The following is a 15,998-nucleotide window of genomic DNA, read 5'->3' on the forward strand; positions in this document are numbered from 1 at the left end:
GCCTGCCTCCGGCGCCCGCCCCGGTCGGCGGCGGGGAGGCGGGGCCGAACTCAGAGCTCCACGAGCATCTTCCCGATGTTCTCGCCGCGCAGCATCGCCAGGAACGCCTCCGGCGCCCGCTCCAGCCCGGACATGGTCGTCTCCCGGTGCCGCAGCCGGCCGGTCCGCACCCACTCACCGACCTCCCCCAGGAACCGTTCCCGCACGTCGATGTGATCACCGACGATGAAGCCCCGCGCGGTGATCCGCCGTCCGACCATGAGACCCAGGTTGCGGGGGCCGGGCGGGGGCTCCGTCTCGTTGTAGGCGGAGATGGCCCCGCACATCGCGATGCGCCCCCCGGTGCGCATCGCCCCGATCGCCGCCTCCAGGTGGTCGCCGCCCACGTTGTCGAAGTACACGTCGATGCCGTCCGGCGCGGCCTCCGCGAGCTGCTCGGACACCGGGCCGTCCTTGTAGTCGAAGGCCGCGTCGAAACCCAGCTCCTCGGTCAGGTAGCGGACCTTCTCGGGGGAACCCGCGCTGCCCACCACCCTCGCCGCCCCCCGCAGCGCCGCGATCTGGCCCGCCACCGAGCCCACCGCCCCGGCCGCGCCCGAGACGAAGACCACGTCACCGGCCCGCTGCTGGGCGATCTCCGCGAGGCCGACGTACGCGGTCAGCCCGGTCATGCCCAACACGCCCAGGAACGTCCCCGGCGCCGGGTCCTCCGGACCGCCCGGAACGGGCAGTGCCCGGTCGGCCGGCACCACCGCCCACTCCCGCCAGCCCAGCTGGTGTGACACCAGGTCGCCGGGGGACACCCCCTCCGCCTGGGACTCCACCACCCGGCCCACCGCCCCGCCCTCCAGTGGCTTCCCCAGCTCGAAGGGGGAGACGTAGGACCTGCCGGCGTTCATCCGCCCCCGCATGTAGGGGTCGACGCTCATGACCACGTTGCGGACCAGCAGCTCGCCGGGCCCAGGCCGGGGGACCGGGGCCTCAGCGAGGTCGAAGTTCTCCGGCGTGGGCCAGCCCGACGGGCGGGACGCCAACCGGACCTCCCGGGCCGACTCGGGGACGGTGTGCTGTTCGGCGGACACGGAACCACTCCTTCATGACGAACCCGTTGACGATGACGTCCCCGTTCGCCCGGCCGGGCCGGCCGGCACGGGGGCTGGCTCGATGCTGGCCAGGCGGCGGTAGCGGAAGCCGAGCCTCTCGTATACCCGGATCGCGGTGGTGTTAGTCGAGTCGACCATCAGCGCGGCCGTCCCCTCCCGCAGCAGGGCGTCCCGCAGGAAACCGGTGACCGCGCCGCCCAAGCCCCGGCCCCTGGCCGTCGGGCAGGTCGCCACCCCGGCGATCAGGGACACGCCCGGCGCGGGCCAGGAGTCCGCGCCCACGGCCACGAGCCGGCCCCCGGCGTCCCACCGGCCCGCCCACCGGGTCGCGGCCGGATCGCCCGGCCACAGCCAGGAATCCGGGTTGGCCCGGCGGAGCAGTTCCGCCGCCTCGGGCAGCTCCCCGGCCGACAGCCACCGCACCGAACCCGCGCCCGGTGCCCCCGGCTGGGGAGCCGCGATGTCCATCCACCCCCAGGACACCAACCGGCCCCGGTGGTCGTCGGCGGCCAACAGGAGTTCGGCGAGGCCCTCGGACGCCGTCAGCCGGAACGCCGGACCCGCCCGTTGCCCGAGCTGGCGGAACAGGGTTCGAGCCGAGGCGGTGTCGAGGTCGGTCCCACCGAGCACGAGCCGGTCGCGGCGGAACAGGCCAGGGGCGACCACGGCGACGACCCCACCGAGCCGCCACGCGGACCCGCCGGAACGGGGGTAGGAGGGGGTCAGCACCTGGGACGCCCAGCGGAGCAGCGGGTCGTCGGTCGCCTCGGCCACCTCGCCGGGCGTGAGGAGTGGACGCACGACCGGCATCATCCCGCCGGGGCGGCGGTGGTGGCCAGGCACCGCGACGCACCTCACCGCCAGCGGCCTGACCGGGCGGAGGCGCACGCCACGGCTCCTCAGGGCTGCTGGCGCCGGCGGAACAGGCCGCGCCGCTGCAGCGTCGACCTCAGTTCCTCGAAGGCGGCGTCGACCTCGTGACCGCAGGCCTCCAGGTCGGTGTACGGGGTCGACCGGTCCGGGCGGGGCAGCGGGGTCATCCGGAGCCACCGCTGGTCCCAAAGCACCTCCACCGCTGCTTCCCACCGCAACCGGGCCGTCCACCGGGTCACGTGCTCCCGTTCGGCGGCCTCCTCGCGCCGCCGCTCGGCGGCCACCAGCTCGCCGCGCAGCTCCTGGGCCCGCTGCTCGTCCCGCTCGCGCAGCCGCTCCACCGAGTCGGTGACCAGGCCGCAGATCTCCCGGTAGGCGTCGGCGGCCGAACTCGGCTCGGTCACGGGACCAGCCCTCCCATCCCGGCGTTCTCCTTCGGTGCCCCGACGGGCCCGGCCGCGTCGCCCCCGGCCGGGTCGAGGTCCACTTCGCAGGGGATCAGCACCTGGGGACCGGTCGCGGCGGCCCGGTCGAAGAACAGGCCCCGCTGCGGGCGGGGAGACCAGGAGATCACCTGGTTGGCGGCGAGACTGCTCAGCTCCTGGCCGTGCACGTCGAGCGCGACGAAGGCGCCGATGTCGTCCAACCCGCCCCCCATGAGCAGCGCGTTCCGCAGCCGGGACGTGGCGCGCCACCAGCTGAGCACGTGGGTCCCCCTTTCGGGGCCGTGCCGGAGCACCGCCTTCAGGTCGTCCAGGCCCGTCCGCATCCCGGTGCCCCGCTCCTCCAGCTTCGGCAGCGCCGCGTCCGCCCCGAAGAGCAGCAGGTAGTGGGGGCCGGGCGTCTTGTCGTTCCCGGTGACCCCGGCCGCCACCTCGGCCAACACCTCGGGGAGCCGGGACGGGTCGGTGATCGGCTCCCCACCGCCCGGAACCGCCGGTCCGTGACGGTCGGTCAGGAACCGCGCCAGCTCCGACGCCTGCCGCTCCGCGTCATCCACGAAGCACAGCACGGTGAACCGGGCCTGCTCCGCCCACTGCTCGGACAGCGACCGGGCGGCGGCGGACAGCACCCGGCAGGCGTCCTCGCGCGCCGAACCGAGCACCGCCAGGTTCCGGCCCGGCGTCCGCTCCAACGGGAGCCGCGCCGCACTGCCCGCCACGTCGATCACCTGCCCGAGCAACGCGACCGGGCCACGTCCGGAAGCGGACGCGTCCGGGCCCAACGACTGGAAGTCGGGCAGGTCCCGGAGCCTGGGCACCCGGCTGCCGTCGAAGAGGGTCGGTTCCCGCGAGTCGGTCCGGGACCGCCACATCTCGACCTGGAGGCGGTCGAAGGTGCCCCGGCTCGTGGAGTCGGGAACCCGTGCCACCTCGTTGCCGTACGGGACACCCGAGTCGTGGTTGATGACCGCGTGCCAGCGCGGGATCTCCATCGCCGCCAGGTTCGTCTCCGTGAGCACGCGCCTCGCCTTGGGCAGGGCGATCCGCATGATGAACTGCTCGAAGATCGCCGGTTTCCCCCAGAACGCCTCGATGCCCGACACGTCCTGACTGGACAGCACGAGGTGGATGCCCTGCGAACGGCCCCGCCGCGCCACGTCCTCCAGCAGGGCCGCCGCCTCGTGGGTCACCTCGTCCCGGTCGGCGAACAGGTACTGGAACTCGTCGATCACGGCGACGATCCTGGGCCACCTGCCCTCCGGGTCCTCCGCCCGCAGTTCCTCCAACTTGGTGACCTCGTGCAGCTTCGCCCGGTTCGCCCGCCGGCGCATCTCCTCGGCGAGGAAGCGCAGCAGCGCCAGCCCGAACTCGCGGTCCTGGTTGACGTTCACCCCGACCAGTCGCGCGTGCGGCAACCAGCTCGGGTCCTTGCGCCCCGGCGCGAACTGGGCGAACGACACCCCCTCCTTGAAGTCGAGCAGGTACAGCTCCAGCTCGTCCGGGGAGTAGCGGGCGGTCAGCCCGCCCAACAGGGCGTACAGGAAGTTGGTCTTGCCGGAGCCGCTGGGCCCGCCGATGAGGGCGTGCGGAGCGGTGTCACCGAGCGAGACGTAGACCGGCTCACCGTCGTGGTGACCAACCGGGGCCTGCACCCCGGAGCTGGACCGGTAGCTCCACCGCTCCCCGGGCAGGAGGTCCGCGAAGGTGGAGACCCGGCTGCGGCGGTCGACCATCTCGTCCGCGATCGCGCCACAGGCCCGGGGAACCAGTTCCCTGGGCAGCGGCGGGTCCGGGGTGACGGTGACGTGGGCGCCGGTCATCGTGCACCGCGCCGTCTGGTCATCGCCGAGCCGCAGCGACTCCACCGCGCTGTTCACCGTGACGGGCAGGTCGACCAGGATCAGCACCACCCCGCACGACAACCCGTTCCTCGCGATGCGCTGGAGCTTCTGCTGCTGCTCCTCCCGCAACGCCGAACGGTTCCCGAACAGCACCGCGACCCGCCACGGTTCCTTCCGCCGCCCGGTCTCCTCGCTCAACGCGCCGAGCGAGGGACGCCCGTCCACGAGCACGCTGGTGTGGATCCGGCGGATGTGCTCGGCCAGCTCGTCGAGCAGGTCGTGCGGCCGGGCCGGGTCGTGCACCGTGAGCAGCCCCGCCCTGGCCAGCGGGTACAGCCCTGGCAGCGAACCGGTGAGCTGACCGACATCCCACACGTGCAGGTGCACCAGTCCGGGCTGGAAGTGGCTGAAGACCCGCAACAGCAGGCTCTCCACCATCGTCTCGGCCGTGATCCTCGACTTCGGCGTCGAACTGATGTGCAGGTGCGCCCCGTCCAGCAGCGGCACGGCGACCGGGAACGGCGCCGAGTCGGGGACCGCGTCCACCCTCGCCGTCCCCACCCGCCACAACTGGGGGGTGCCGCCCCCCTCCAGGGTGCCGTCGCTGGTGCCGGGACGCCCCAACCAGTCGCGGGGAGCGTCGCCGGCCGCCCCGGGCGCGGTCCGCCGCACCAGGTCGGCCAACCGTTCCGGACCCCGGGTCGTCCACGGTCGGAACACCTCGTCGCGTTCGGCGACGGCGCGGTCGAGGACCGGGCGCAACGAACGGTTCGGCAGGCAGCGGGCGAGCGTCTCGTCGGTCGGGAGCCGGTCCACCCCGGTCTCCCGGAGCCACAACTCGAACATCAGCCGCGCGTGGTCGAGCGACGCCGCCGACTGGCGGTTGGCCGCCACCCCGAGGAAGTTCGCCACCGCCCGCCGGAACCTGTCGAAGGAGTCCTCGATCCGCCGGCGGCGGTCACCTCGCCTGGTCACCTGGCGACCCCGTCCCGGCAGGACGACGGCCGACGGGGACGGCCGGCGGCCGGCGGTCCGGCCACCGCCCGCTGTGGAACCGCGCACGGGCGGGGGGACCTCGGGTGGGCGTCGGTGAGCATCACAGTCTGGCCAACACGCTCTGCATCGAGGTCTCGACCTGGACGACCAGGAGGGACAGCTGTTCCAGCGCCTCGGCGGCCCGTTGGGCCTCCGGCGGCACCAGGGACTCGTGGTGGTCGGAACTGAGCTCGCCGAGCAGGGCCAGCGCCCGGTCCGTGCGCTGGCGGACGTCGAGCAGCCCGGCCGACGCGCCCCGCACGTCGTCGACGACGGTCAGCAGCGCGGCGCGCAGCTCCTCGATGGCGGACACCTCGGATCACACCTCTCCTGGCTCGGGAGGATCACAGCCTCGCCGCGTACCCGTCCGTCGTGGTCACACACGCGGAGAGCTGGCCGTAGGCCTGGTTCACCAGCTCGACACCCTGGGACAACATCACCTGCGACTGCTGCACCTCCGGCTGCATGCTTCCCTGCATCGCGTTCGTCAGCGTGGCCTGCGCCCGGTCCACCCGCTCCTGGATCTGCCGCAGCATCGTCAGCGCCTCGTTGATCTCCTGGTTGGCCTGCGCGATACCCGCGCGGACCTCCTCCACACCTGCCATCCGACCGATGCCTCCCAGCCGCCGGGTCCCACCATCCAGTGTGCCGGCTCGAATTCGTCGCCGCGTCACACAGAGGTTAGTAGGTGATCAAAATTCGGGGCCAGACAGCGGCGGCCCGACGACCACCTCCCGGAGTCCCGTCCGGTCACCCGGCCAACGACCTCACCCGAACGGCCGGGTCGGCGGGACGCGGCCCGTTCGGACGGTGACCGCCTGAGGGGAAGTCCCCGCGGCGCCACGCGGGAACCGGGCTGCTCCGGTCCGGCGCACGGCCCTCGCCCGAACGGGCCCCGATCCGGCAGATGCCCGGATCGGCGGCTTGTCGCCCCCGAACCGATGTGTCGACAATGCGAGGTCCTGGTCACCGGACTCCGCCGGAATCCGATGGGGAACACCGGCGTGATCCGGTCACGACCGCCCACTCGCGGTGGTGCCCGGACCCGGCGGGCCGAACGTGTCGGAGCGGACCGGGCGGGCGCGGGCACGCCACCACAGGTCCTGGAGGACGGTGCACATGGCACGACATCCGCGTCCCTTCCACCTCGCTCTCGCCGTGGCGGTCGCCTCGGCCCTCATGTCGGCCGGCCTGGTGCCGGCCACCGCTGAGCCGAACCCGGCCGAGCCCGACCCGGTGGAGTTGGTGCGTGTCAGCGCCGTGGGTGAGGACCGGCAGGCGCTCGCCGAGCGGTTGTCCGGAGCCGGGTACGACCTCGTCGGCCGCGAGGGTGACCACCTGGTGGTCCTGGGGGACCAGGCGACGGTGGACGAGCTCGCCGCCGACGGCGCCCGGGTGGTGGGCCGGGAGCCGGCGGTGTCCTCGGTGGTCCCGATGGCCGAGACTGCGACCCCGCTGCCGGCCCGCCTGGCCGGCGAGGAGTACCCCACGTTCTACGGCGGATACCGGACGGTGGAGGGGCACTACCAGTTCGCGGAGGACGTCGCCGAGGCGTACCCGGAGCTGGTGCGGCACCTGACCTACGGGGAGTCGTGGGAGCGGGAGCGGGACGCCGGCGCCGGCCACGAGTTGCCGGTGCTGTGCGTGACGGCCGACGCCGAATCGGGATGCGTGCCTGAGCCCGATTCGGAGAAACCCCGGTTCCTCCTGATGGCCCAGATCCACGCGCGGGAGGTCACCACGAGCGAGATCGCGTGGCGGTTCGTGACGTCACTGGTGGACGGGTACGGGCGGGACCCCGAGATCACCTCCGTGCTGGAGGGCACCGAGATCTGGGTGGTGCCCAACGCCAACCCGGACGGCACCGCCCTGGTGGAACGGGGCATCGAGGAACAGGGACTCGGAAGCACCAGCCCCGCCTGGCAACGCAAGAACACCAACGACACCGACAGCACCGTCCCCTGCGGCACCGGCGGTTCGTGGTCGGGCAACCACGCCGGGATCGACCTGAACCGCAACTGGGACACCCGGTGGGCGGAAAGCGGCTCCAGCTCCAACCCCTGCGGGCAGACCTACCACGGCTCCGGCCCCAACTCCGAACCCGAGACCCACCAGCTGGCCGACCTCTTCGACCGGTTGTTCCCGGCCCAGCGCACCGAACCCGACGGCTCCGCGCCCCCGGACGCGCGGGGTGTGCTCATCACCCTGCACACCTACGGCGACTACGTGTTGTTCCCGTGGGGCAACGCCGTCGACGGCCCGGCGCCCAACGACCAGGGCCTGCGGTCCCTGGGCTTCCGGATGAGCCACTACAACGGTTACGAGACCGGCCGGCCGCCCGAGGTGCTCTACGGGGTCTCCGGAGCCACCGACGACTACTCCTACGACCGGCTCGGCGTCGCGTCCTTCACCTACGAGCTCGGGTCGGCCAGGACCTGCAACGGCTTCCACCCCGCCTACGCCTGCCAGGACCAGCTGTGGGGCGAGAACGCGGACGCCCTCCTGTACGCCGCGAAGAGCGCCAGGGCACCGTACGCGCTCGCGCTCGGCCCGACGGTCTCCGACCTGAGCGTCGTCCGGGCCAACGGGCCCTGGGCCTCGGTGTTCGGCACCGCCGACGACGACGCCTACGGCACCAACGGAGTCGGCCGGCCCGCCGCGCAGGACGTGGTGGCCGCCGAGGCCTACGTCGGCGGCCTCCCCTGGGAGGGCGGCACACCGCTGCCCCTCCGCGTGGTGGGTTCGGGCCCGACCGTGGAGCTGGCGGGCACCTTCGCCACGACCGGGCTGGGTGCCGACCGCCAGTTGGTCCACGTCAGGGCTCGGGACGCGGAGGGCAACTGGGGACCGTTCACCGCGGCCTGGTTGGACCCCGCCTGATCCGCGCTCCGAGACGCGGGCACCGGGCGGGCGGCTGACGGCCGCCCGCCCGGCTCACCCCCACCAGGACCAGTGCTGTTCCTCCCGGGGCAGCGCGGAGCGGTGCGCCGTGCGCAGCTCCTCGGCGCGGGACGGCGCGGGGTCGGTGACCGTGGCCGACTCCGGCTCCTGGACCCAGCCGGTGAGCGCCGTCTCGGTGCCGGGGGCCGGCGCGCGCCAGCCGACGTCCTCCTGCCCCTCGACCCGCCCCGGTTCCTGCTGCCGGGCGGACACCTCCAACCCGACGATCCCGTTGCGCGGCGTGCTGGTGGTGCTCCAGCTCATCACCGCCACCGAACCGGTGCGAGCCACCTCGGACCAACCCGACTTCCCGAGCCTGCGCACGGCGTCGAGGACGGCTTCCTCGACACCACCCTCGGCCGGCCCGAGATCCAACCGGACCCGGTACCGGGTCGTGGTCAGCGAGGCGGTGTCGGTGATGCGGGGGTTGCTCGTCAGCCGCCCGGCGATGGCCCTGGCCTGCCACTGGGCACCGGCGGACCGTTCCGCCAGCACGTCGACCTGGAGGGCGAGCAGCGGGCCGTCGGACACCGGAGCGGGAGCGTCCTCGGACGTCTGGGCGGGAGCGGGTGGTTCCACCGGGTCGGAGGTCTCCGGCTCCCGCAGGTCGAGCGCCGGCAACATGCTCTCCCCGAGCCAGGCCTCGACGAGGATGCGCTCGCCACCCGGGACGAGGGAACCGATCAGCTCGGGGTCGTCCACCACCGTCCACGCCGTCGGGGGCTCACAGCTCAGCCTGGAGGCGGCGAAACCCGGGCCGAGGGCCCGGAGCAGGCGGCGCACCGCCCTGCCGAGGGTGGCGCCGGCCTCCTCCCCGTCGTGGACGGGGATCTTGCGGCTGATCGTCAGGGCCCAACACCCCGGCTCCTCGTGCGAGCAGTCCCACGAGCCGACCACGTCGCCCTCGGAGAGGGCGATCAGGTCGTCGCAGGCGTCTCTCGCGTGCCGGTCGCTCCCAGCGGCGACCACCACGGTGACGAGTAACTCAAGCTGCTCCTCCACCATCGCAGTCAGGATTCTCCACTAGTACGCGCGGCAACGGGACCCGGACCGACCGGAGCGGACCGGGGGTCAGCCCCTCACCCTGGTGGCGGAGCGCGGCTACCCTCGGTACCTGGCCGGTGTGGACACCCAACCACGTCGACCGAGGTGTTGTCACCTGCCGACTCCGGGGTCCCGCCCGCCGCCGGGGCGGCCCCTGGGGGAACCGCCGCCGCCGGTCCGGCGGCAGGCGGCGGAAGGGGCGCCCGACGGCACCGCCGGACGCCCCTGGGTGGTCACCGCGCCGTCGACGCGCGGTCCGGTTCACATCGAGAAGTAGGCGCTGCCCTCGATGCGGCCACCGTCACAGACCGGCCCCAGCGTCCAGGACGCGGTGAGCGGATCGGTCTCGTCCGGTGGGATGACGTTGATGCTCACCGGCTCGGGACCGCACGGTTCCTCCTCGGGCTCGCCCTCGCCCGGGACGACGGTCCAGTGCAGCTTCTTCGCGGCGCTCGCGTTCGGCCCGAGCTGGACCAGCTGGGGGCCGGGGTCGTTGGTGCGGCGCAGGTCCGTGGCGATGGCCCGGCCGTTCTCGTCCACCAACTCCAGGCCGCCGTAGCCGTAGACGCTGCACGTGCGACCACTCGTGTTGGTCAGCACGAGGTCGGCGTAGCGGTTGCCCGCCGCGGCGTTGAGCGGTCGCACCTCGCCCTTGAGCTCGCTGGTGTGGCACCGCTCCTCGGCCACCGAGGACTCCGTCGCGTCCGAGCGTTCCGGGCTGGGCGGTGGCCCCCCGGGCAGGTCCGATTCGGACGGCGCCGCCTCGCTCTGGGTGGAACTGGGCCCCGGGGACTCGGACCGGGTCGGATCCGACGTGGTCGTCGTCGTGGGTGGAGGTTGGGCCTGGTCGTTCTCGCCGTCGGTGGGCGCCCCTCCGCAGGCGGCGGCGAAGCCGAGCACCGCGGCCAGTGGGAGTGCCACCCTGACGAGCGAGCTCCTGAACGGTCTCATGGAGATCACCTCCCGGCCGCGGTCGTCTGCTGGGCCGCGACGCGACGAGTGTTCCGTGCCTGTACGAGAAGGACGGCGCAGACGCCCACATGGTTGCCCTTCCACGGCTCGCTCGCAGAGTTGGTGGACGGTCACCGGGGACCCGGCCGCGCGCGGTGATCACGGTCCGGGGCGAGCGAGCCCACGGCGGTGACCGACCCGGCCACTGCCGGGGCACGGTCGGACACACGTGGTGTCGAGCCGGGGCCAGCGGCCGCGCTCGCGGGGCCATCGGCGCGGTCCCTCCCCACGGACCGGTGAACATCGACTCAACACGGCACCCGTGGCCCGACGGCCCCGCCCTGGCCGACTCGCACGCATGCGGTCCGGGCAGCGGGTCGCCGCGTGGCACGAGGCTCCTCCGGGGCAGCACCGTCCATCGTGGAACGGCGTGGGTGCACCAGCGGGTCGCCGCTCCCCGGCACGCCCGGGACGCCACCACGGACCGCGCGGCAGCGGTCCCCCCGTCGCCGCGACGCCTTCGGCGGGGTCCGGGCCGGCGCGACCTCCGCCGGCTGGTGGGGATCGGTGACCAGCCGGGCAGCGGCCGCCGGGCCGGTCTCCTCCGGCGGGCACGCCGCCAGCGCCACCGGGTAACCAGGTCAGACGGGAGCGGGCCCGCCGAGGGCCGGCTCCGCCCCCGGACCACCGTCAGCGGACCCACCGCGCTCCCCGACCGACCGGACCCACCCCACGGCGTCCTCGGGACCCGCACGCGGTCACCGATCCCGAGGGGCCGCGGTGGGGCCGCCGCGAGGGGCCGCGCTCGTCCCCGCTGCCACCGCCGCCGGGCCAGGGGGCGCGACCAGCGGGCCGGGGCCGGCACGGGTCAGGGAACGGGCGCCACCGGCACTCCCCGGACCGCGAGGTCCTCGATGTCCTCGGGCGGTCCGGGGGCGCCGAACAACGGCCCGTACGCCAGGTCGCAGCCCAGGTCGTGCAGCCGGCGCACCTCCTCCTCCGACCTCACCGCGTCCGCGATCAGGGTCACGTCGAGCTTCCGCAGCATCGGCAACACCGTGCGCAGCACCTCGTTGTCGACGCTGTCCTCCCCGTGGTCGGTGGTACGGGTGCCCCACGCGGACACGACCAACGCCTCCACCGGCATCGACTCCAGCTGGGAGAAGCAGGTGTAGCCGCTCATCCGGCGGAGCACGAGGTGCACCCCGAGCTCCGTCAACGCCACCAGCGAGTCCCGGAGGTCACCGTCCTCGTCCAGGATCGCCCGTTCCCAGCACTCCACCTGGAGGTCGGAGGGCGTGAGGCCGTTCGTCTCCAGCGCGTCCCGCACGTCCGCCACCAGGTCCGGGTCGGCCGTGTGGCGGTCGCTGAGGGGCACGCTGATCACCGCCCGCAAACCGCAGCGGTCCCGCCACCTCCTGAGCTGTTCACAGGCCTGCCGCAGCATCCACCGGCCGATCGGGATGATCTGCCCGCACTCGGTGGCGACGTCGACGAAGTCCCGGGCGCCGAGCATCCCGTGTTCCGGGTGGTCCCACCGCGCGACGGCCCGCACCGCCGCCAACGACGCGTCCGCCAACCGCACCACGGGTTCGTAGTCGAGGTAGAACTCGTAGCGGCGCAACGCGGTGGGCATGGTCGCCGCGAGGGCGGCGCGCTGGCGGTCCCGTGCGGCCAGCGACTGGTCGTACAGCGTCCACTGGGCGCGACCGTCCCGTTTCGCCCGGCGCAGGGTCTGCCCCGCCGCCCCGAGCAGCTGGAGCGGCTGGAGGTCGCCCACGACCCTTTCCACCAGGCCGGCGCTGGCGGACACGGCGATCTCCTCGCCGAGGACGGTGATCGGCTCGCTCACCACGCCCAACGCCCGCTCGACCACCGCGGCCGTCTCGGCGGCACCGGGGGAGTTCGCGATGAGCACCGCGAACTCGTCACCGTCGAGCCGTGCCACCATGCCGCCGTGCTCCCGGAAGTGGTCGCGCAGCCGCCGCGCCACCGTCCGCAGCACCTCGTCACCGGCCTCGTGCCCGAGCCCCTCGTTGAGCAGCCCGAACCCGTCGATGCCGAACTGGCAGAGCGCGACCCGGCCGGCCGGGCGCAGCTCGGCGAGGACGCGCTCCAGGGTGGACAGCAGCACCGACCGGTTGCGCAGACCCGTCAACTGGTCGTGCGACACCTGGTACCGCAGGTGCTCCTGGAGCAGGTAGACGTCGCTGAGATCCTCCACCAGCACGACGTGGTAGTCGGGGGAGCCGTCGTGGTCGCGCACCAGGGAGACCGCGACCCGCGTCCAGATCGGCTCGTCCTGGTTGAGCAGGAAGCGCACGACCAGCCGGAAGCGGTCATCGATCCGACCCACCGCCTGCTCCAACATGTTGGAGCGGATCTTGTCGACGTCCTCGGCGTGGACCAGGTCGAAGAGATCGCTGGCCAGCAGCTCGTCCTCGCTCATCCGCAGCAGCTGGAGCATGGCGGGGTTGGTGCTCTTGAACCGCCCGTTGAGGTTGATGGTGGCCACGCCGCTGGCAGCCGAGTTGAAGACGGTCCGGAACCGTTGCTCGCTGTCCCGCAACGCCTCCTCCGCCTGCTCGCGGGCGTTGACCATCGCGGCCTTGAGCGCCTCCTGCCTGTCGAAGACGTGTTTGCGCAGCGCCTCCGTGAAACCCGCCGCCAACGCCCCCTGGACCGCGGCGATTCTCGCGCGGTTCTCCGGTGAATCTGGCAGTTCCAGGATTCTCGGCAGTTCGCGGCCGATCAGGGTAAGACTGCGTGACAGTGTCGCGGAACTGGTGAAATTCCTGCCGATCAGCGCGCGGCCGGCGTCCTCCACCGCGCGCGTGGACAATTCTCCGTTCAGGAGCGCGTTTCGCAGGTCGTCCGCCAGGTCGGCGAGGAACTCTATTGTCTCGTCCCGGGACAGCGGCGCGTAACTGGTCAGGTAGATCCCGTCCGCCCACTGTTCCGCGAAAGGCGCATCACGCGCGGTGTCCGGTCCGTCTGGTTCGGGGTCCATGTCGCTCACGTTCTCGGTCACGGTGTCACACGGCTCCAGCGTTCGGTCCTCCCGGTGCCTGTCGGTAGGTGGCTCGCCGGGGGGAACCGCGTGGTTCCCGCCCGGGGCGGCAGCCGGCGACCGGCTACGGTAGCCGCCCCGCCGAGCGGGCCGTTCGACGGTCCCCGGGGGGCGGGACGCCCTTCCCCTGCCGCCGACCCAGAGGTCGCCGCACGAGGAACCATCCGGCGAACACGGGTCCGACCAGCCATGACGTCACCCTTCGCTCCACGCGTGCGGAGCGCGTGGGCAGCGGCGCCAGTGTGCGCCGCCCCGAGTAACGGTCCGGTGTGGACCTCGGTTCGGCTCCGCTCCACCCACCGGGGCGTGCCCGGTGGCACGGCGGGCGAGGTGTGGTCGCGGCGCGGCCCGGAGGCGGCGCCCCGCACGACGCGCGGGGACGGGAGGCGGGTGGCGGTCCTGGCCGAGTCCGCTGGTCCGATGTCGACAACCGTCGAAGGCCAATCACCGTGATTGGTCACGACGTACCTCCCGGAGAACGCACGCGGACGAGTCTACTGACCGGGATGACACCCGTTGCCGAAGATACAGCACCAGCGCTCGACGCCGGCTGAGCCGAGCGTCGGATCACTTCCGACCCGATTCGGCGACAATAGGAGATCCGGGTGGCGGGGCGCGCGGAAGAACCCGTGGTGACGGAGCGGGGCCGCCCTCCCAGTGGAGAATGTCCCCACGTGAAGGGCGGCCCCGGTGCCGCTGCGCCTTTCGTTCGAATGCGCGGGCCTACTTGGCGTAAAGCGCCTCGATCTCGGCGGCGAAATCCTTGCTGATCGCGGCACGCCGCAGTTTCAACGATGGCGTGACGTGACCGCCGGCGATCGTGAAGTCCGTGGGCAGGACCCGGAACTTGCGCACCGACTCGGCCCGGGACACCGCCCGGTTCCCCCGGTCCACGGCCTCCTGGACGGTCGCCAACAGTTCCGCGTCCTCCACCAGGTCAGCGATCTCCGTGTCGGCCGGGCGTTTGCGGTCGGTCTTCCACTGGGCGAAGCCCTCGGGGTCCAAGGTGATCAGCGCGGCGATGAAGGGGCGACCATCGCCGACCACCAGGCAGTTGCTGATCAGCGGGTGGGCCCTGACCCGGTCCTCGATGTTCGCGGGAGCCACGTTCTTGCCCCCCATCGTCACCAGCATCTCCTTCTTGCGCCCGGTGATACGCAGGTAACCGTCGGAGTCCAGCTCACCGAGGTCACCGGTGTTGAACCAGCCGTCCCGCAACGCCTCCGACGTGGCCTCCTTCGCGTTCCAGTACTCCCCGAACACGATGGGACCGCGCACCTGGATCTCGCCGTCGTCGGCGATCCGCACCGAGTGCCCCGGCAGTGGCTGACCAACGGTTCCGAGCTTCACCCGCTCCGGGGAGTTCACCGTCGCCGCCGCCGTCGTCTCGGTCAGCCCGTACCCCTCGAAGATCTGGACGCCGATCCCCCGGTAGAAGTGGCTCAACCGTTCTCCCAGCGCCGAACCACCGGAGATGACGTGGCGAAGCCGTCCGCCGAGCGCGGCCCGCAGCTTCGCGTAGACCAGCTTGTCGAACACCGCGTGCTTGACCCGCAACGGCAGCGGGGTGCGGCCCGCGTCGAGGGACTTGCTGTACTGCGCCGCGGTCTTCGCGGCGATCGCGAAGACGCGGCCCTTGCCCTCGGAGGCCGCCTTCTGCTGGGCCCGGTTGTACACCTTCTCCAGCACGTGCGGCACGGAGAGGATGAAGGTGGGGCGGAACGTCTGGAGGTCCCCGCTCACCTCCGCGATGTCCGGCGTGAATGCCGTCCTCGCCGCGGCCCTCGCCACGGCGAAGTGCACCATCCGGCCGAACACGTGGGCGGTGGGCAGGAACAGCAGCGTCGAGGGCTCCACGCCCTTCTCCCCCCGGAAGAGCTGGGGGAGCACGCCGATGCCGTTGTCGATCTCGGCGTAGAAGTTGGAGTGCGTCAGGACGCACCCCTTGGGGTTCCCCGTCGTCCCGGAGGTGTAGATGATGGTGGCGGTCGCGCTGGTGGGCGTCGCGGATCGGCGGGCGGTGACCTCGTCGTCGGAACTGTCCGCTCCCAGCGCCCCGATCGCGTCCACGGCGCCGTCGTCAATGGTCCAGACACGCTTCAACGTGGGCAGGTCGGAACGCACCGACTCGGCGGTCGCCGCCAGCTCCGCCGTCTCGACGATCAGCGTGGTCGCCCCCGAGTCGGAGAGGATCCACCTGATCTGCTCGACCGACGACGTGGCGTAGATGGGCACGGTCACGGCGCCGACGGCGAGGATCGCGAAGTCGAGCAGCGCCCATTCGTAGCGGCTCCTCGACAACAGGGCGACCCGGTCGCCCTGTTGCACCCCGTCGGCGATCAGGCCCTTGGCCACCGAGGTGACCTCGTCGCGGAACTGGCGGGCGGTGACATCCCGCCACGCCGTGCCGACCTTCCTGGCGTACACCGGGCGGTCGCCCTCGCGTTCGGCGTTCTGGTAGACGATCTCGGCCAGGCCACCCGACACCCCGTCGTCGGCCAGGGACGGAAGGCTGAACTCTCTCACTGCGGACTCCTCGCGACGTCAGCGGCTGGGCTGGGCCTGCCCGCCCCACGGTCTCAAGGTGAGTCCACCGCCCTCCCGTCGATGGCAGGCCAGGAACGTATCGTGTCCGGAACTCGTCGATTGGGCAAGACTTTGCCCTGATGGCTCGATGGATCCGCCGTCCGGTCCTCGG

11 protein-coding genes are annotated in these 15,998 nt (G+C 72.6%); 1 reads left to right on the forward strand and 10 read right to left on the reverse strand.

Annotated elements, in window-relative coordinates; translation table 11 throughout:
* Positions 1-50: 50 nt before the first annotated feature.
* The 6 genes from ACOJVX_RS02370 to ACOJVX_RS02395 form a co-directional block, all read right to left on the reverse strand.
* Positions 51-1,082 (reverse strand): NADP-dependent oxidoreductase, encoded by a 1,032-nt coding sequence (locus ACOJVX_RS02370; protein WP_051313365.1) that lies wholly within the window; start codon positions 1,080-1,082, stop codon positions 51-53.
* 12 nt (positions 1,083-1,094) lie between these two features.
* On the reverse strand, positions 1,095-1,946 hold the full coding sequence (locus ACOJVX_RS02375; RefSeq protein ID WP_155886024.1) for a GNAT family N-acetyltransferase: 852 nt from the start codon (positions 1,944-1,946) through the stop codon (positions 1,095-1,097).
* A 56-nt stretch (positions 1,947-2,002) separates the two neighbouring features.
* On the reverse strand, positions 2,003-2,380 hold the full coding sequence (locus ACOJVX_RS02380; protein WP_035291309.1) for a hypothetical protein: 378 nt from the start codon (positions 2,378-2,380) through the stop codon (positions 2,003-2,005).
* Positions 2,377-5,235, reverse strand: coding sequence for an FtsK/SpoIIIE domain-containing protein (locus tag ACOJVX_RS02385; RefSeq protein ID WP_418155438.1), 2,859 nt, complete (start codon positions 5,233-5,235; stop codon positions 2,377-2,379). The genes ACOJVX_RS02380 and ACOJVX_RS02385 overlap by 4 nt, the downstream gene beginning before the upstream one ends.
* Before the next feature lie 121 nt (positions 5,236-5,356).
* Positions 5,357-5,608 (reverse strand): hypothetical protein, encoded by a 252-nt coding sequence (locus ACOJVX_RS02390; protein ID WP_030104295.1) that lies wholly within the window; start codon positions 5,606-5,608, stop codon positions 5,357-5,359.
* A gap of 31 nt (positions 5,609-5,639) precedes the next feature.
* A complete protein-coding gene (locus tag ACOJVX_RS02395; RefSeq protein ID WP_026066086.1) occupies positions 5,640-5,900 on the reverse strand; it encodes a hypothetical protein in 261 nt (86 codons plus the stop codon).
* Positions 5,901-6,414: 514 nt separating this feature from the next.
* On the opposite strand from ACOJVX_RS02395, the gene ACOJVX_RS02400 reads away from it, so the two are divergent.
* Positions 6,415-8,175: a M14 family zinc carboxypeptidase gene (locus ACOJVX_RS02400; RefSeq protein ID WP_051313360.1), complete on the forward strand. Its 1,761-nt coding sequence runs from the start codon at positions 6,415-6,417 to the stop codon at positions 8,173-8,175.
* Between the two features lie 54 nt (positions 8,176-8,229).
* Here ACOJVX_RS02400 and ACOJVX_RS02405 read toward each other — a convergent pair whose 3' ends face one another.
* The 4 genes from ACOJVX_RS02405 to ACOJVX_RS02420 form a co-directional block, all read right to left on the reverse strand.
* Entirely contained in the window at positions 8,230-9,240 is a 1,011-nt protein-coding gene (locus ACOJVX_RS02405) for a hypothetical protein (protein WP_422647205.1), read from the reverse strand.
* Positions 9,241-9,540: 300 nt separating this feature from the next.
* Positions 9,541-10,230, reverse strand: a complete 690-nt coding sequence (locus ACOJVX_RS02410) for a DUF4232 domain-containing protein (RefSeq protein ID WP_030104292.1) — start codon at positions 10,228-10,230, stop codon at positions 9,541-9,543.
* 868 nt (positions 10,231-11,098) lie between these two features.
* Positions 11,099-13,261 carry a putative bifunctional diguanylate cyclase/phosphodiesterase gene (locus tag ACOJVX_RS02415; protein ID WP_418155843.1) on the reverse strand — a complete coding sequence of 721 codons (2,163 nt, stop codon included), beginning with the start codon at positions 13,259-13,261 and terminating at the stop codon, positions 11,099-11,101.
* Between the two features lie 762 nt (positions 13,262-14,023).
* Positions 14,024-15,826 carry an AMP-dependent synthetase/ligase gene (locus tag ACOJVX_RS02420; protein ID WP_422647206.1) on the reverse strand — a complete coding sequence of 601 codons (1,803 nt, stop codon included), beginning with the start codon at positions 15,824-15,826 and terminating at the stop codon, positions 14,024-14,026.
* Between the last annotated feature and the right edge of the window lie 172 nt (positions 15,827-15,998).

Source organism: Actinoalloteichus caeruleus (genome assembly GCF_049311605.1).
GTDB classification, from domain to species: Bacteria; Actinomycetota; Actinomycetes; order Mycobacteriales; family Pseudonocardiaceae; genus Actinoalloteichus_B; species Actinoalloteichus_B caeruleus.